Source organism: Desulfallas sp. Bu1-1 (assembly GCF_015594625.1).
Classification (GTDB): Bacteria; Bacillota; Desulfotomaculia; order Desulfotomaculales; family Desulfallaceae; genus JADNRQ01.
Genome location: NZ_JADNRQ010000021.1, coordinates 1 through 17,976 on the forward strand (window position 1 = coordinate 1; position 17,976 = coordinate 17,976).

Consider the following 17,976-nt stretch of genomic DNA (forward strand, 5'->3'; position numbering starts at 1 on the left):
AAAACGTCATTGGTCAGTTTCAACCATTGATATCACCCATGATAACCGATACGGGCAGCTGACGCAGCGTATCCAGCCGCTTTATTTCTTCTTCCATAAACCTGCGGTTGTAAAGCCCTGTCAGCCAGTCATGATAGCTCAAAAAGAGGACTTTTTCTTCAATATACCGGGCGCCGCCCACTCAAAGGTGTTGCTCATGGTCCCTTTTTCCCGGTCAGCTTCAAAGAGGTAGGCCCTGCTTACACCCATGTCCTCGCCCATAAGCCGCAGGGGTCCTGTCAGAAAAACTTCAAGGCTTCTTACCTGTAAAGCCAGCTGGGAAACACGGCTGATAAGTTTTTCGTATTCCAGGTTAATATGGTCCTGGCCAATGCTAACACCACCTTTATTTAGTTAAAACAGTTCTACGTTATCACCCAGTTCCTCATCCACTTTCCCGACTTTGGTCGTATCCAGAAGCTTTTCACCGGTCACTTGCTGGTGTACCCGCCGCTCACCGGCGGTGGTATAAAGCTTTGCCAGCTTGTCCATTATTTCCGTTCGCTCTTTTAAAGCCTCACCATTTTGCAGCGCTTGCGCCAGATGCTGGAGTTCATCATTGCACTCTCCAATTACTTGCAAAACATGATTTAATTCCTGGGATACCATATCCTGAAACTGAAGGTTTATAACTGTGTTTTCCACCTGCCGGGACAAGCCGGTTACACTGGCGACCAGGGTGTTGGATGCTTCATGTATGGTTTTTACTGCCTCGACCATTCTTTCATGCGTTTTAAACACCTGGTCCCTGATATGCTGTATGATATTAGTTGAATCGTTAATTGTATTCACAACATTTGCTGTCATATTTTCCAGGTGGATATTAATATCCTTATTATGCTTATCCATCTCATCAAGGGTACTTTTGGTCAGTTCCGCCAGCTTGCCCACTTCCCGGGCCACAATGGCAAATCCCCGCCCGTGTTCACCGGTGCGGGCCGCTTCTATGGAAGCATTGAGGGCCAGCAATTGAGAACGACCGGCAATATCTCTCAGCTTACCGGTCAAAGCAGATTGTTTGTCCCGCCAGTACGCTCCATCTTGAATAAATTGCTCCTGCGCCGACCTGACATCTTCAATCAGCCTGTTTAAATCGCTCATTAAATCCCGCATGGTTTGCCGGTTTTCATTTAATAACCGCGCTACCAGGCTTTGCTCGTTTTCCTGGCTTATATATTCATCTAAAATATGCAGGCCTTCCCGGGCGTTTTCCGTAACCGACGAACAGATACCGGCTATTTTGTCGCCCAACTGCAGCACCGACTCTTCGGTAGTAGTCACCACAGCCTGAATATTGCCCTGTGCTACAGGCAATACCCGGCAAATTTGTTGAATGATATCGACCGCGCCTCCCGTAACAGAATCACTTGCCTCATTGTTGGCTAAATATTTTTTTCGTAGCTGGTAATATTTATATCCTATCCCTGCAGCAATAAGCCAGCATGAGCCTGCCGCCAGCCAGTGAAGTTCCAAATTACACCCTCCCTTGCCAACACTCTAAAAGGAACTAATTTGTCATAAACCCTAGAAGTTCCAAGTTCAACGACTTGACGATCACCGGGCCAAATTATCTCCAGGCCGGCATACGATTGCCGCATCGTCCACAATCTGCAACGCGGCCATGTCCAGCCCGGTTAAATTTTTCATATCCAGCGCCATGTTACACCTCGTGAAAACAAGAAAACAAGCCGAAAGGAAAACAATAGGATGAGAATTAGGTGGTGGGGAACGAAGAAGAAAAAGATGGCAGGTTAAACGAAAGCATAAATACATATTGTTACTATTATTCAATATTTTAACATATATAGAACATTTATCCCCCCCAACGAACATATGTTTGAAATTTATTCGTTTCATAATGATCAACCTTCAATCCATTATTTTTTAATTAAAATTATACAATATTTAAATAAGGTCATATCCATGTCTCATTACATATCAGTATTACATGCCCACATTTTTCAGCAATTTGTCTCGGGTTTAAACAGTTTTACCAGGTGATCAGGAATCAACCACCAGGCCCGAAATAAAACGCTTTATAAATAACCAATACCTTCCATGTGCCAGGCACTTTTAAAAGCACTTACTACCTCCGGGTCAAACTGCGTCCCCGCATTCCTTTCAAGTTCAGCTAAAGCTTCTTCCCTGCCCATTGCTTTCCGGTAGGGCCTGTCGCTGGTCATGGCGTCGTAAGCGTCAGCAACAGCCAAGATACGGGATAAAAGAGGGATTTCTTCACCTTTTATCCCCCGGGGATAACCCCTGCCGTCCCACCGTTCATGGTGGCACAGGATGTATTCAGCAATGGAAGCCAGCTCTGGCGTACTCTGGGCAATGCGGTAGCCGATTTCCGGGTGTTTCTTCATCTCCTCCCATTCTTTCTCTGTCAAAGGGCCGGGTTTTAGCAGAATACTTTCTTTGATGGCCACCTTGCCGATGTCGTGGAGCACCGCCAGTAGTTCCAGCTCATCCATTTGTTTAGCGGAAAGGCTCAGCCCTTTCGCTATTTTCAGGCTTATTGCCTTTAACCTTTCTGCATGCTCTTCCGTTTCCATGCTTTTTTCGAAAAGGGTGGCCTTCAGGGTGGAGATGACGGCATTCCGGTAGCTTTTGCCCTGCAGAAGCTTATGGCGATACATCCATTCCTCGGCTTCCTTCAGTACCTGCCAGATATTTTCTTCGGCCTTTGTTTTTGCGGCATAGCCCAGGGCGATGCTCACCTGAACAGGCCCTTCACTGTCCAAAACACACTTGTTTTTAATACTCCCGACAATTTTTTCTGCTGCTTTCATACCGGTCCGGGGCAGCAAAATGACAAATTCGTCCCCGCCCCAGCGGGCGATGATATCCTCCCGGCGGCAGCATTCCTTTATTACCTCTGCCGCTTTCTTCAAAAGAAGATCCCCTGCCCTATGGCCGAAAACGTCATTGGTCAGTTTCAATCCGTTGATATCACCCATGATAACCGATACGGGCAGCTGACGCGGCGTATCCAGCCGCTTTATTTCTTCTTCCATAAACCTGCGGTTGTAAAGCCCTGTCAGCCGGTCATGATAGCTCAAAAAGAGGACTTTTTCTTCAAATTTCTTGCGCAGAATATATTCGGAAATAATCCTTGCGGCAAGCTGCAGCAAATTGATGTCGGCTTCAGACCATTCCCTGTTTTTAAGACAGTCGTCAAAACCGATGAAGCCGTAGTAATCCCCTTCCACATATACAGGCAGTACCAGCAGGGACTTGATCTCCTGGGGCCTTAAGATTTCCTTTGTCTTTTCGTCGGGGATGTCTTCAATATCCCCGTAGTTTATCACTTCCCTGTTTTTAAGCCTGTCCACCCACCAGGTAAATTCAGTCTCAGGGATTTCCTGAAGGTTTTCTTTCTGGGGCGTTATACCGGGCGCCGCCCACTCAAAGGTGTTGCTCATGGTCCCTTTTTCCCGGTCCGCTTCAAAGAGGTAGGCCCGGCTTACACCCATGTCCTCGCCCATAAGCCGCAGGGATTCTGTCAGAAAAACTTCGAGGCTTCTTACCTGTAAAGCCAGCTGGGAAACACTGCTGATTATTTTTTCGTATTTCAGCCTCTTTTTGAGTTCTTCTTCGGCCTTCTTTTGCAGGGTAATATCCTTGCTGGAGCCAACCAGGTATTTTACCTTCCCCTTTTCCAGCACCGGCGTCAGGGTGGTCAGCCAGGTCCTTTTTCCGGCGGGGAGTATCAGAGTTTCCTCATAGGTCATGGTTTTTTTACTATCCGCACACCTTTGATAATTGGCACTGACGGCTTCACCAATTTCTTTCCCGGCCAGTTCAACGGGGGTTTTGTCTTTTATATCCTCCAGGCTGAACCCTGTCAATTTCCGGTGGGTGGCATTGTTCCTCATGTACCGGTATTCTCCGTCTTCCACCCTGACCAGGAACATGGCATCCTGGGTACCGTTGAACACCATTTCCAGTTCTGTGGACAGCTCCTCGATTTTTTCTCTCCGGGCCTCAAGGTTTTCGATCTGCCGGATTTCTTCCGTGATCTCCTGAAACAAGGTGACAAAATACCCTTTTTCAGGAGAAAAGGCGGCTATTTTGTACCAACGCTGCAAAGGTTCTGCATACTGGCTAAACTCCTGCCTTTCGCCGGTTAGGGCCACCTTGCCGTAAAAGGCCACCCAGTCAAAGCCGCCCGCCCTGATGCCGGGCAACACTTCCGTCACCCTTTTCCCGAGGATGGCTTCGCTTTTTAACCCGGTTATTTCTTCAAAGGCGGGATTAACTTCCAGAAAGATATAGTCTTCCGGCTCTCCCTGCTTCCCGAACAGCACCTTGTGATAAGCATAACCGAAGGGAGAATTCATAAGTATTTCTTTATAAATCTTTTCTTCCATCTGCTTAAATCACCCTTTTCCCGACCAAAAAAGCCCTCTGCGCATTTTCGTTATCTGTTCGACGGTCGAGGCCATTTCGCTCATGGTGGAGGCCGTCTCGTTCGCACCGGCGGCGGTCTGCTCGGCCTGGGCGGCGAGTTGGGAGAACGAGTCGGCCACCTGCTTGGACGTTTGGACTACCTGGCCGACAACCTCGCGCAAGTTTGCGCGCATGAATGATCCGGGAGCGGCTGCCGGCGGCACCGGCCTGCATGTTATCCACTACCCCATTGCCACTTTATCCCCGGTATACCTGGACACTGAATATACAGTATCTACTATTAAGCCTAGTTTTCGCCTGTCCAACTCTGTAACTATGACATGGCCCTCATGTCAGCATTACACACCCACCTTTTTCAGTACCGCCAGCAATTGTTCCGGTTTAAACGGCTTTACGATCCAGGCCGTGGCACCGGCTTTTCTACCTTCTTCCTTTTTGGCAGCTTGCGCTTCCGTTGTAAGCATGATAATTGGAGTAAACTTGCAAGTCTTTTTTTGGCGTGCCGCCTTGATAAAACTTATCCCGTCCATGATCGGCATGTTCAAGTCGGTAATAATGGCATCCACCTTGCCTATTTTGTCCAGGGCAGTCAAACCTGCTTGGCCGTTTTGCGCCTGCTCCACTTGGTAACCGGCATTTTCCAAAACAATCTTTATACTCTTCAACATGGTTAATGAATCATCGACGGTTAATATGGTCCTGGCCAATGCTAACACCACCTTTATTTAGTTAAAACAGCTCTACGTTATCACCCAGTTCCTCATCCACTTTCCCGACTTTGGTCGTATCCAGAAGCTTTTCACCGGTCACTTGCTGGTGTACCCGCCGCTCACCGGCGGTGGTATAAAGCTTTGCCAGCTTGTCCATTATTTCCGTTCGCTCTTTTAAAGCCATACCATTTTGCAGCGCTTGCGCCAGATGCTGGAGTTCATCATTGCACTCTCCAATTACTTGCAAAACATGATTTAATTCCTGGGATACAATATCCTGAAACTGAAGGTTTATAACTGTGTTTTCCACCTGCCGGGACAAGCCGGTTACACTGGCGACCAGGGTGTTGGATGCTTCATGTATGGTTTTTACTGCCTCGACCATTCTTTCATGCGTTTTAAACACCTGGTCCCTGATATGCTGTATGATATTAGTTGAATCGTTAATTGTGTTGATTGTATTCATGACATTTGCTGTCATAGTTTCTACATGACTGTAAATATCCATATTCTGTTTGTCCATCTCATCAAGGGTACTTTTGGTCAGCTCCGCCAGCTTGCCTACTTCCCGGGCCACAATGGCAAATCCCCGCCCGTGTTCGCCGACGCGGGCCGCTTCTATGGAAGCATTGAGGGCCAGCAATTGAGAACGATCGGCAATATCTCTCAGCTTACCGGTCAAAGCAGATTGTTTGTCCCGCCAGTACACTCCATCTTGAATAAATTGCTCCTGCGCCGACCTGACATCTTCAATCAGCCTGTTTAAATCGCTCATTAAATCCCGCATGGTTTGCCGGTTTTCATTTAATAACCGCGCTACCAGGCTTTGCTCGTTTTCCTGGCTTATATATTCATCTAAAATATGCAGGCCTTCCCGGGCGTTTTCCCTAGCCGCCGAACAGATACCGGCTATTTTGTCGCCCAACTGCAGCACCGACTCTTCGGTAGTAGTCACCACAGCCTGAATATTGCCCTGTGCTACAGGCAATACCCGGCAGACTTGTTGAATAATGCCGACCGCGCCGTCCGTAACAGCATCATTTGCCTCCTTGCTGGAGAAATACCTTTTCCGCAGTTGATAATATTTGTATCCTATCCCCGCAGCGATAAGCCAGCCTGCACCCGCCGCCAGCCAGTGAAGTTCCAAAATATATTACACCCTCCCTTGCCAACACGCTGAAAAGAACTAATTTGTCTTGAACCCCAGAAGTTCCAGGCGTTCAACGACCTGGCGATCACCGGGCCAAATTATCTCCAGGCCGGTATATGCTTGCCGTATAGCCCATAATACCTGCAATGCGGCCATGTCCAGCCCGGTTAAATTACTCATGTCCAGCACCAGATGCCGCTCGGGCCGGGAACACAGATCAGCGGTAAATTCTTTCACCTGGGTGATGTTAAAAAGGTCCTGCAATTGAACTACCAGGTACCCTTCCTGATTTATAAAACTATACCCCATCCATTACTCCCCCCGTCCGTGTCAGTTCATGCGGGTTTAATACCAACAAAACATTGCCGTCGCCCAGGATGGCCGCGCCGGCAAAAATAGTAATTTTCGTTAGTTCACCTTCAAGAGGTTTCAAGATAATGTCCTGTTCACCCAGCAAGTCATGTACTGCCAACCCGGTACCAGTATTCAGCACCACGATATAGATTTCTTCATCACTGCCGCTACCGGCACCGGCATCGGTATTGATAATTTTATGCCGGGCGAGTAAACTACCCGTGTCAAACAATGGTACCAGTTCATTACGCAGCACGGCAACCGGTTGTCCCTTCATTGTCTTTATCTGAACCATATTAAGTTTTACGGTTTCCTGGACTGCATCCAGGGGTAAACCGTACGGCTGCCCGGAAACTTCTACCAGCAAAACCTTCGACGTGACCATGGTCAGCGGCAATTCCATCCGGATACAGGTGCCTGAACCCGGCTGGCTGTAAACCCGAACCTTACCGTTTATTCGGCGCAGCGATGTGGCCACCACGTCCATGCCCACTCCCCTGCCGGAAAGATCGGATACCTCTTCACTGGTGCTGAAGCCGGGCATAAATATGAAGTTTAACGCTTCTTCATCACTAACGGACACCGCTTCTTCAGGCGTCAATAAATTTTTTTTCACCGCCATGGCCCTGACCCGGTCCGGAGCGATACCCCTACCGTCATCTTCCACTTCTACGATTACCCGGTCACCTTCGCGGTATGAACGCAAGGTGACGGTTGCAGGCACGGGCTTCCCCAAATCCTGCCGTTCTTCCGGAGGTTCCACTCCATGATCCAGGGCATTGCGCACCAGGTGAACCATTGGTTCATTTAAAGCCTGGATGATGTTCTTATCCAATTGGGTCTCCTCGCCGGAGGTGACCAGCCGCACCGGTTTACCCAGCGAGCGCGAAATATCCCGCACCAACCGGGGCATTTTTCGGAATATATGCGATACGGGCATTAACCGCACGTCCAGCATGGTATCTTGCATATCCCGGGCTATACGATCCAAAATGCTATATGTTTCTTTCATTTCCCGGGCCAACTCGACCAGACCATGTTCTATTTCCAGTTTCTTAACCAGATAAGGAAGGGCGTTTTTGGCCACAACCAACTCACCAGCCAGGGACATCAGCCGGTCCAATTTCTCCTGCTCCACTTTTATGGGCTGGTTTATCCCGCTTTCCCATGATTTCTCTCCGTCTTTACCGCCGGCGGGCCCGCCGCCCGGCACAGGGAGAGCGTTCTTTCCTTCATTAACGGAAACCGGACTTGCTGTGGAATCAATTTCCGTGGTATCCACATTAATCGTTTTTTGGCCGGTTTCTTGGCCCGGCAAATCCTGCTCGTCACTTTCAGACAACAAGTCCACCAATCGATCTAAAAAAGCCTGAAATTCCTGCTGTTCAACCGGCAAGCCGGGCAACTGTTCAATCAACCACTGCCACTGGTAATTTTGGGCCGCCCGGTGAAGAATTTTGGTTATGTGTTGTGCCCGCCATTCCCGGTCTTCTTCCGTTTCGGCAGCAGCCAGGGCCGTTTGTTGCTGTTCCAGAAATTCTTTGAACATTTTCCTTTCTTTAATCGACAGGCCGGTCAAAGTGTTGGCGATTTTGACTGCAGGCGTTTGCTCCACTTCGCTCACAATTGCCACCCGGAGGTGATTTTCGGGCGATTCCACAAATTGAAATACCTCTTCCACCCGGGCCGGCTCCGCTGTGCTGGCCAAATAGATATTTATGCCCAGGTAACAAAGTTCCGCATCCATTTCACACAGGGGAGGAAGCCCGGCATCATCAATTTGCAGATAAATTATTTGCCCCAGTTCCATCAACTCGTCAACAAGCAAAAGCGGGTCTGTACCGGTATAAAAAATGCCGGCATCGGGCATAAAGCAGATCTGGTATACATTAAGCCCTTGTCCCCCAACAGCCGAAATATTACTTCGCACATTTTCCGGCAGGGCAGCTAGAGCATCTTTATCTACATCCCGCAAGATATGGGTAACTCCTGAAGCAGCGCCGGAAACTGAGGGCAGGTACTCTTCAATCATTGTTATTAGCCGGCGGTAATCTACAGTGGGTGCCTGCCCGCCGGCAGCCGCCTCCACCAGTTCATGCACCCCGTCGAAACCATTCAGCAAAACATCCGCCAGTTCCGAATCATAAGTTATTCGGCCGTCACGCAACGCGCCCAGCACGTCTTCCAGCGCGTGGGTCAGTTTCTGGACTTCAGTCAGCCCGGCAATTCCCGCAGATCCTTTGAGGGTATGGGCAACACGAAAAATTTCGTCCAGCATATTTGCATCCGCCGGGTTTTCTTCCAGATATAACAGCCCTTGATTTATATTTTCAAGGTATTCTCTGGCTTCCTGGATGAATGTGGCAAGCAGATTAATCGCAATCACCCCCGCTTCCGGCTGTAAAAATTTTTGCCAAAAAGGTTAGTATTTCGGGATGTATGGGCTTGGACAGATAAATTGTCGCCCCGGCCGCCAGGCCGGTCCGGATATCTTGTTCACCAGTTTCGGTGGAGGCAACCAGGACCGGTGTGTCCGTATATTCCTCTCTTTGGCGCAGCTGTTTGAGTAAACTGACCCCGTCCAGCTTGGGCATGTTGATATCAATCACCAGCAGGTGGTAAAAATCCAAAAGGGTTTTTTCCAGGGCTTCGTATCCGTTGACTGATTGTTCCACTGCAAAGCCCGCTTCCTGCAGAATTTGGGAATGATACCCCCGTACTGTCAATGAATCATCCACCACTAATGCTTTTAAAATCACCCAATCACCACCTACTTTTGATATATTATGGCATTCTTCAACCGCACCATTTTATAAACAGAGGTTACCCGGCTCATGGATTCCGAGTGACCCAAGAACATGTATCCACCCTCGACAAGCGCTGCATGGAAGTACAGGGCCACTTCCCGGCGAGAATTATCATCAAAGTAAATCAATACATTGCGGCAAAATATGGCGTCAAAATTGTCCATACGCTCCATGGCGGCGCTATCAAGCAAATTTAGTTGATAAAATTTAACATGGCTTGCCATTTGAGCGGACAACTCATACATTTGCCCTCGCCGGCGAAAGTATTTTCCCATGTATTCATTCGGTACATCTTTGACCGAGCGTTGACCGTATAGCCTCGTTTTGGCCCTGTCCAGCACGTCGGTGTTGATATCAGTGGCATGAATTTCAAATGTCACCGGCGCGGATACTATCCCTTCCGTCATCTCCTTCAGGATAATGGCCAGTGTATACGGCTCTTCGCCTGTAGAACAGCCTGCAGACCAGATTTTCAACTTAACCGGGTTCTGCCCCTGTGCTGCTTTTTTTTCCAGCATTTTGGGAATAACTTCTTCGGCGAAGCATTTCAATTGGGGATACTCGCGAAAAAAGTATGTCTCGTTCACCGTCAGGGCATTAATTAGTTCCTGCCACTCTTTGTTTGAACTCTCAAAACGCAAAGACAAAAAATAGCCTTGAAAGCTCTGGTGGCCGGTGGCGGCCATGCGGTCACGCACCCGTTTTTCCACGTAATATTGTTTATTATCCTCAAAAAAAATGCCCGATTTACGATAAATGTAGTCTCTTATTTTAACAAACTCGTCAAACGTCAATTCATATCACCTTCTCTTCTGCGGGTGACCTATTTTTTTTAACGCTTCGGCCACGGCATAGTGAAGAAAAGGATCTTTGAAACGCCGGCCGGCTTGCTCAAGGCACCTGACATCCGTCACCCGGCTGCCCATTTCCCCCAAATACTCCACCGCTGCCGCCACTACATTAACATCGGAATCATTATTGACAACCTCTTGCAACAGTGAAACGGCCTTCCTATATTTGGCCTCTCCCAGCACATTCACGGCAAAAAGACGCAGGTCGGGGTCGAAAGATTGCAACAGTTCCTCGACCACACCAGATGCGGTTTCACCCAGTCCCTGCAATATTTCCACAGCCGCATTTCTCACCCAGGCATCGGCGCTCTCCAGCAGTTGAACCACCGCTTCCGCCACTTGCGGCGTGTTTATCCGGATCAGCGCAGCTACCGCCGCCTCTTGAACCAAACGGCTGTGTTCATGCGTTAATAAATCCACCAGGGCATTAATTGCCGTCTCATTCCCCTGCTGCTCCAGATGGCGCAGAGCCGCCAGGCGTTCCTTTTCACTACCCTCTTTCAACTTGGTGAGCAGATTGTCAATATTCATTTTGAGCACCTCCGGCCAAGACTTTACTTTAGGGCTTCCATAATGCGCTCCGCTACCTGATATGAAGGCACAAGGTGCTGCACGCCGCCCCGCAAATAAGCTTCCCGGGGCATCCCCCACACCACTGCCGTTTCTTCCGATTCCGCTATGGTCACCCCGCCGCCCCGGCGTATTCGCACCATCATGTCCGCCCCGTCGTCACCCAAGCCGGTAAGCAGCACGCCCACCAGGCGTTCCGGTCCCAATGCTTTATAGAAGGATTCCATGGTTACATGAACGGAAGGCATAAAAAGCGTATCTTTCGGTTCCCGGGAAATAAAAAGCTTTACCCCTTTGTCAACCTGATTATGGCTTGCTTTAAGGTGATAACCACCCCTGGCCACATATATTACACCCTGCTCCAGCACATCTCCATTGGCGGCTTCCTTGACCCGCAGCCGGCAATGTTGATTCAACCTTTGCGCAAAGGGAGCCGTAAACCCTGCCGGCATGTGCTGGACAACCACCACCGGAGCAGGGAGATCAGGCGACAGAAGCGGCAAAATATCCATCAGCGTTTTGGGCCCGCCCGTGGAAACACCGATGATTACAACTCTTTCTATATTTACATTTGCAGGCGCCGTAACGGTTTTTATTGGAGCTTGTTTTTTCTCCCTAATCTTTTTCTGTTCCGGCCGGAATTTAGCGGGGCGGCGGCTATTTGCCGCCGCCCTCACCTTGGCTTTAATTTCTTCTTTTATTTTAAATATTTCTTGAGAAACAGTGCCGTCCGGTTTGGATATGAAGTCCACCGCCCCGAGTTCCAGGGCTTCAAATGTGGCCAGCGCCCCTTTTTGGGTAAGCGATGACAGCATCACCACCGGGCAGGGAGCCTGCGCCATGATATACTGCAACGCTGTTATCCCGTCCATGCGGGGCATATTGATATCCATGGTGATAACCTGCGGTTTTAGTGATATGGCCTTATCCACCGCCTCCTCGCCGTCCCTGGCGGTATCCAGCACCGTCATATCCGGCTCTTCATTGATGATTTGCTTGATATACTTACGCATCAAGGCCGAATCATCAACCACAAGCACCCCGATTTTTTCCATCCACGGAACACCACCTGATTTAATTCATCTCACTTGCTTGAAACAAACCGGACGCGTCGTCATCATCCGCCAGGATTACTTTGGCCATATCTAAAATAATCACCATCCGCCGTCCCCCGGCAAGTTTTCCCACTCCCTTGATAAAGGCCGTGTCAATACGCGTATCGAGCATCTCGGGCACCGGTTCGATATCGGCGCAACTTATTTTTACAACTTCCCGCGCCGAATCCACAATCAGCCCTGTACGCTGGCCGTCCAGGTTTATTACGACAATGCGCGACTGTTCATCGCGACTATACTGTGATAGATTGAATTTCTTTCGCAAATCGATCACAGGTAAAATCGCGCCCCGAATGTTAATTACTCCCTCAACATAATTTGGAGCTTTGGGAACCCTGACCACTTGAGGTACGCGAATGATTTCCTGCACCTGAGTTATACTGGCGGCAAATTCCTCATTATCCAGCCAGAATGTAACCAGCTGTTCTTCGTCATCCGATTGCACGGTACTTTGTATTTCCTGTTCAGAGTCCATGTTCTGAGCAGTGAACTCTATCATTTCCTCCAGCGAGAAAAGACGGGCGGGATCCAGTATATAAACCAGGCTCTGATTCTTACTTTTGCAAACCCCGGTAATTTCACTTGTTTTCCTGGTGCGCAGCAGATCAGGCACCGGGGCAACAGCCTCGGAGGAAATGCGTAACACCTCGTTTACCGCATCCACGGCCAAACCTACGGTAAGGGTTTGCCCGGAATGTTTGATTCTTACAACGACTATCCGGGATCTTTCGTCAAAACCGGACTGTTCCAGACCGTACAAACTACGCATGTTGACAATGGGCAAAATGCGCTTGCGCAAGCTGATCAAGCCGTCGACATACTCCGGCGCGTTGGGTACCCGGTTGATTACGGAAGGCACGTGTACAATCTCTTGTACATGTGCAATGGGTATGGCGTAATCCTCCAGGGCCACACGAAAGTTTACAAATTCCTCAATTTTTTCTGTTGCCTGGCTTTCGGTCATCTGGGCGCTGCGACCGGTATTTTCCTCCATCTCCGACCGTGCCCCGTCGTTGGTTGAAATGTCCTTTTCCGCCTGGCCAAACAGATAAGCGGGATCAATAATCATTACCAAACGCTGCCCGTTATTCAGCTTGGCTACACCTTTTAAAAATTTTTCCCGGCCGTCTTTTTCAGCGGTAATTTCCTCGATCTCATCGGCATTAACTGTGATTACCTCGGATACCCTGTCTACTACATAGCCCAGTTTGTATCCATGAAAGTCCAACACCGCCACGCGGGTTGCATCTGTATGATCCGCACGGGGCAGGCCAAACTTTCTCCGGCCGTTGATAACAGCCAGAATATTGTTGCGCAAGTTGGCCAAACCTTCAACATGGTCAGGGGCCTTCGGCAGGTGTACAATTTGGGGCATGCGGATGATTTCCTGCACATAATCTATTTCAATACCATAGTTTTCCTGTCCGAGATAGAAGGTGACCAGTTGATTGGTTACAGTCATTGCTTTCTCCCCCTAACCTTGCTGTAGTTGGTCGGCTAGGGCGGCTATTTCCTCTATGGCGCGGCTCAGTTCACGGGCGCCGGCAGACTGCTGCCTGGCTGCGGATGCAGCCTGTTCCGTAGCCGACGCGGCTTCATGGGCGGCTGCGGAAATCTGTTCCACTGCTTTCTTGGCCTGTTCAATGGCCGCCTGGCTATCGGCCGCATTTTCAGCAATTTCCTTCGCACCGTTTAATATAACCTTCATTTCCGCCTCGATTTGCTCCAAATCAGCTGTGGTTTTCCTGGCTTTTTCCGTTTCCTGCCGGGCCTCGTTGGCCACCTGTTCCACATCACGCAGCACGGTCATTATCTGGTCCTGAATCGCTTTTACCATATCCTTGATTTGCTCGGCGTTGCGCGCACTGTCCTGCGCCAGGTTGCGAATATCCGAGGCTACGACGGCAAACCCCCTGCCGTACTCGCCCGCACGGGCAGCTTCAATGGCGCCGCTGACGGCCAGCATGTTTGTCTGGATGCCTACATTGACGATGGTATCTACAATTTTATCAATTTTTCTGGCACTGACATCCAATTCTTTTAATTTTTTTAGGTTCTGAAGGTTTGCTTCCAGTGCCGTACTAATACCGGCTATTAATTCATCTGTATTAACCTTGTTCTTTGCCAGCAAATCCGATAAGTTGGTGACTTTTTGCAGAGAAATCTCGGCTTTCTCGGCTATATTGGTTAACTCCTGTTCCACCCGGGCGCAAATAGAAGCAGACTCTTCACAGGACTTGGATTGTTCCTCGGCGCCCTGGGCCGCTATGTTCAGGGCTGACATAATCTCATTGGCAGAGCGTTCAACTTGCTCAATGGCCGCGGAAAGCTCTTCCGCAGCGGCCGCCAACCCCTCGGAGGATTTGCTGATATCGGTGGATGATCTTAATTCCTCCGCCATTTCCGCCAGTTCAACCGCACTGGAACCAATATCCTCCAGGGCCTTAACCTGCTGTTCCACCGTGCCGGAAACTTCCTGGGAGGCCTGGGATTGTTCCTCGGCCGCCTTGGCAATATCGGCTGCACCCTGCTGAAATATTTTGACGCTCTGCAGAGATTCACCGGATAAATTGTTTATTTCATGCGCCGCGCTTACCACATCATTCATGTCTTCGCCAATCTGCACCAGACCTTGCGAAATCGCCTGGCCTTTTTCCGACTCCTTCCTAACTTCATCGGCGGCGCTGTTAATATCTTTGGCAATAACATTGACGTCACGCTGAATATTACTCACCAGTTCGCGAATATCATTGGCGGCCTTTTCCGAAATCTCAGCCAGCGTGCGCACCTCATCGGCCACCACGGCAAACCCCTTGCCGTGTTCACCGGCCCGTGCCGCCTCAATGGCCGCGTTCAGCGCTAAAAGGTTTGTCTGGTCGGCTATCTTAACCACTGTGCTGATAATGTTGCCTATCTCTTCGGCCTGGTTTTCCAGTTCACCGACCAGCCTGGCCGACTCAGCGTTCGACTGGGCTGCAACATTAACGCTATTTACTATTTTTTCTATATCAGCCGAAGTTACCCTAATGATATTTTGGATGGCCTGTCCACGCTCCAGGGCTGTGCCAGCATTCCTTGCCGCCAGTTCAACGCCCTTGGTTATCTGGTTGATGGCGGCCAGTGATTCCTGGGCCGCGCTGCTTGACTCTTCCGCCCCCGATGCAATTTGTTCCACAGCAGCCCGTAATTCTTCCACCGCACTGGTGGATTCCTCCACGTTGGATGACAACTCTTCTGTCGCAGCAGCGAGTCTTTCAGCGATTTGTTGCTGTTTGGCAAACGTGCGGGCCTGCCTGCGCTGGGCCTCCAGCTTTTTGGCCAGTTCTTTTTTGTTCGCCTCCGACTCCTGAGCCTTACCGTCGTGCTTTTTGCCCGGGTCTTCCTGCGGCAGGGGCGCTAGTTTTTTACCGTTTCCACTCATTGTTAACCCTCCCTAAATTAATCGTTATTCTTGGCTATTATTAGGTAATAACTTCCCGAATAAATCATTTATTAATTAACGATCTTCTCATTTTCAGTAAAAAAACCGGCCACGATAGCCATGACCGTTAAAACTCTCCCTGCATAATGTTTAAGCAGCATGGCAGTCATAGCTAAAAACCTTAGACCCATTGCTTTGCGTCCCGGCCTTTCGACCGGTTTGCCCTGTTTTTTGCTTTTAAGAAAAACAATGGAAAAGAACTGTGTGGTGGAGAACGGAGAAGAAGATGAAGATGAAGATGAAGATGAAATAGCTGGTCGGCTAAAAGCAGGCGTGAAGAAATAAAGTGGAATACATTCCATAATTTAACTAATTTAGTATATTTACCCCCCCCCCCCCCCCCCTCGAACATATGTTTGTTATTGTTCTTTGTTTCATCATAATCACCTCAAATCCGTATTATTTTAATCATTTAATTATATATGATTTTATATTTTATCTAAATTCGACTAAATTATACATTATTTTCTTATGAATTGCAAAAATTATTTTTATGCGCTATAGTCAATTTTTCATTGCAAACCAAATCCTGCCCTAAAGAACAACTAACGCATAAATAACCGGAACAAAAGGAATATTATAGCTAAAAAACAAGGGGTTGTTGTAACAATGAAGAAAGTTTTACCACTAATTTTAATCGTACTTTCCATCACCATTTTCGGGTGTAACGCCCAAAGAAAACCGGTACCCCGGGACCAACCCGAAAAGGTGATTCCCCAGGAATCAACCATTGGATTCCGCGAGGTGGACCTGGAACAGGTTCCCACACCAGTCAGGAATATCGTTACCGCCATGTCGGACAGGCAAATGATAACCTGGACAAGCGCGGGCAATAACAATTACATCATATTAAACTCCGGACCGGACGATGAAAACATCAAAGTGGACAAAGTTGTTCAGCGGGTCCCCAGGCAGGATTTTCTGTGGCTCGACGTTACCCTAACAGAGGTTGAAAAAAAAGGTGACACCCGGTCGGAACCCGTGATTATCAAACTGGACCGGACGGATAAGGCCGTTAACGGGGTGGGGTTTGAATCAAGGGATGCGGATGAGGTGGAAGAAGAAAAAACTCCGGCCAAAGCACCGGAAGCGGCGCCCGGACCCGCCGCCAAAGCACCCGTTAGCCAGGTGAAACCCGCTCCGGGAGGGGAACAACCCGAGCCCGCTGCACCAACCAGGGAAATCACCCCTGAAAAGGCGCAACAGCAACAGCAGCAGCAAAATCAACTACAACAAGAGACAGAAAAAGAAAAACAAGATCAAAAACAGTGATTTGTGGACTGTTTTTTCACCGCATCAACCGTTAACACAAAATACCGGGAACAAGCAAGTTGAACGAAAAGCCCCGGGCTCGCAGATACACGGGTCCCGGGGCACATGACCTTACGAAGGGTTGCCATCTAATCACATTGGCTATGTATATCAATTTCCTCTTTGACCTTAAAACAACAGCTTCGGCCTCCCCACGATCAAGATCCATTTGAAGCATCGAAACGGCAAGGAGATTTTTTACCTCCATTTTTATAATCCATGGGGCATTGGCAACTTCTTTAACACCAGGTCTGCCGGCTCCTTCCAAAACTACCTCATTGTACACGGCAGTAGGTATAATTATTGTCCCGAATAAGATATGCAAAAGCTCTAATTCATTGATCCTGGACAAAGCAATAACAGGTGTTGAGTTAGAGACGACCTTCATTTTGCAAGAACTCCTTGACTGTCGATAAATCCTCCTCTAACTCATGGACATCGTAGTTAAGTGGTATATTATGTGTTGCCATAAAATCCAAGAAATCTTGTTTAGATACATTAGCTAGTTGAGCCGCCTTGCCCAAAGATAAGCTGCCATCAGCATAAAAAGTTGCAGCCAACCTTTTCAATGCTTCAGCTTTGATTAGTTTTGCCTTAGAGATCGTCCTTTATAGAATAATTCTTTAGGCAACTCAAATTCTATTTTTATTGTCTCACCGAACATGTTATTACGCCTCCTAAGTCAAAAACGATCTTTTGTAAGATTATACCATAAACCCCCCTTACCCTCAACTGCCATCTATATTCAGGCTGTATCGCCTAACCCCCTTTTTTTGTAATTTACCGCTGGAGATGGCGTTGTCCTAAGAAAGCCAGGCAAGACGCACCAGGGCATCAGCCTCCCCCAAGTCCCTTGGTTTTCTACGCGGAGCACTTCTATCTATCATTTTTAAGGCGGTAATGGAGTCTCTCTTAACTTGATCTTTGAAATCTTTATACTTTACCCGTCTCATTGTATCCATCTACTAATTAAGGGTAGCACTTACATCCATATATAACCACTTTAACATATTTAAACCAATGACAAAAGCTTTTATTAACTTTTGTATTCCTTAAATTATATTGTAGCAAAATATTGATTTAACTGCAAAAACACCACAGCGGCAGGCGATCCGGCGGATTTCTAGAGTGAGTGGAACACTGGATGCGGAATAGCGGTCAGGGGACACACCTCC

The 17,976-nt window shown here is 48.5% G+C and carries 15 protein-coding genes, 1 pseudogene and 1 riboswitch; of the genes and pseudogenes, 1 reads left to right on the forward strand and 15 read right to left on the reverse strand.

Annotated features, from left to right (window positions below; all coding sequences use genetic code 11):
* From IT084_RS19050 to IT084_RS14725, 13 genes and pseudogenes are all read right to left on the reverse strand, one after another.
* Positions 1-148 (reverse strand): annotated as a pseudogene (locus IT084_RS19050) (diguanylate cyclase domain-containing protein); the annotation flags it as partial.
* A 245-nt stretch (positions 149-393) separates the two neighbouring features.
* The gene (locus tag IT084_RS14655) at positions 394-1,512 is read right to left on the reverse strand and encodes a methyl-accepting chemotaxis protein (RefSeq protein ID WP_195713639.1); all 1,119 of its coding nucleotides are present in this window, start codon (positions 1,510-1,512) and stop codon (positions 394-396) included.
* A 563-nt stretch (positions 1,513-2,075) separates the two neighbouring features.
* A complete protein-coding gene (locus IT084_RS18270; RefSeq protein ID WP_243277000.1) occupies positions 2,076-4,412 on the reverse strand; it encodes an HD domain-containing phosphohydrolase in 2,337 nt (778 codons plus the stop codon).
* A 378-nt stretch (positions 4,413-4,790) separates the two neighbouring features.
* On the reverse strand, positions 4,791-5,159 hold the full coding sequence (locus IT084_RS14680) for a response regulator (RefSeq protein ID WP_195713640.1): 369 nt from the start codon (positions 5,157-5,159) through the stop codon (positions 4,791-4,793).
* Between the two features lie 22 nt (positions 5,160-5,181).
* Positions 5,182-6,309 carry a methyl-accepting chemotaxis protein gene (locus IT084_RS14685; RefSeq protein WP_195713641.1) on the reverse strand — a complete coding sequence of 376 codons (1,128 nt, stop codon included), beginning with the start codon at positions 6,307-6,309 and terminating at the stop codon, positions 5,182-5,184.
* A gap of 39 nt (positions 6,310-6,348) precedes the next feature.
* Positions 6,349-6,621, reverse strand: coding sequence for an STAS domain-containing protein (locus tag IT084_RS14690; RefSeq protein ID WP_195713642.1), 273 nt, complete (start codon positions 6,619-6,621; stop codon positions 6,349-6,351).
* Positions 6,611-9,052 carry a chemotaxis protein CheA gene (locus tag IT084_RS14695; protein WP_195713643.1) on the reverse strand — a complete coding sequence of 814 codons (2,442 nt, stop codon included), beginning with the start codon at positions 9,050-9,052 and terminating at the stop codon, positions 6,611-6,613. The genes IT084_RS14690 and IT084_RS14695 overlap by 11 nt, the downstream gene beginning before the upstream one ends.
* Positions 9,039-9,425, reverse strand: coding sequence for a response regulator (locus tag IT084_RS14700; protein ID WP_195713644.1), 387 nt, complete (start codon positions 9,423-9,425; stop codon positions 9,039-9,041). Before IT084_RS14700 ends, IT084_RS14695 begins: the two co-directional genes overlap by 14 nt.
* A gap of 11 nt (positions 9,426-9,436) precedes the next feature.
* On the reverse strand, positions 9,437-10,267 hold the full coding sequence (locus IT084_RS14705) for a protein-glutamate O-methyltransferase CheR (protein ID WP_195713645.1): 831 nt from the start codon (positions 10,265-10,267) through the stop codon (positions 9,437-9,439).
* A 6-nt stretch (positions 10,268-10,273) separates the two neighbouring features.
* Positions 10,274-10,855, reverse strand: a complete 582-nt coding sequence (locus IT084_RS14710) for a HEAT repeat domain-containing protein (protein WP_195713646.1) — start codon at positions 10,853-10,855, stop codon at positions 10,274-10,276.
* A 23-nt stretch (positions 10,856-10,878) separates the two neighbouring features.
* Positions 10,879-11,949 (reverse strand): chemotaxis response regulator protein-glutamate methylesterase, encoded by a 1,071-nt coding sequence (locus IT084_RS14715; RefSeq protein WP_195713647.1) that lies wholly within the window; start codon positions 11,947-11,949, stop codon positions 10,879-10,881.
* A gap of 19 nt (positions 11,950-11,968) precedes the next feature.
* A complete protein-coding gene (locus IT084_RS14720) occupies positions 11,969-13,471 on the reverse strand; it encodes a chemotaxis protein CheW (RefSeq protein ID WP_195713648.1) in 1,503 nt (500 codons plus the stop codon).
* A 12-nt stretch (positions 13,472-13,483) separates the two neighbouring features.
* A complete protein-coding gene (locus IT084_RS14725; protein WP_195713649.1) occupies positions 13,484-15,430 on the reverse strand; it encodes a methyl-accepting chemotaxis protein in 1,947 nt (648 codons plus the stop codon).
* Between the two features lie 150 nt (positions 15,431-15,580).
* Positions 15,581-15,664: riboswitch (cyclic di-GMP riboswitch) on the reverse strand.
* A gap of 435 nt (positions 15,665-16,099) precedes the next feature.
* Here IT084_RS14725 and IT084_RS14730 point away from each other — a divergent pair.
* On the forward strand, positions 16,100-16,762 hold the full coding sequence (locus IT084_RS14730) for a hypothetical protein (protein WP_195713650.1): 663 nt from the start codon (positions 16,100-16,102) through the stop codon (positions 16,760-16,762).
* Between the two features lie 31 nt (positions 16,763-16,793).
* Here the strand turns inward: IT084_RS14730 and IT084_RS14735 are convergent, their stop codons facing one another.
* Together IT084_RS14735 and IT084_RS18275 are read right to left on the reverse strand one after the other, a co-directional pair.
* A complete protein-coding gene (locus IT084_RS14735) occupies positions 16,794-17,189 on the reverse strand; it encodes a hypothetical protein (protein ID WP_195713651.1) in 396 nt (131 codons plus the stop codon).
* Positions 17,173-17,370: a UPF0175 family protein gene (locus IT084_RS18275; protein ID WP_313885496.1), complete on the reverse strand. Its 198-nt coding sequence runs from the start codon at positions 17,368-17,370 to the stop codon at positions 17,173-17,175. The genes IT084_RS14735 and IT084_RS18275 overlap by 17 nt, the downstream gene beginning before the upstream one ends.
* Positions 17,371-17,976: the final 606 nt, after the last annotated feature.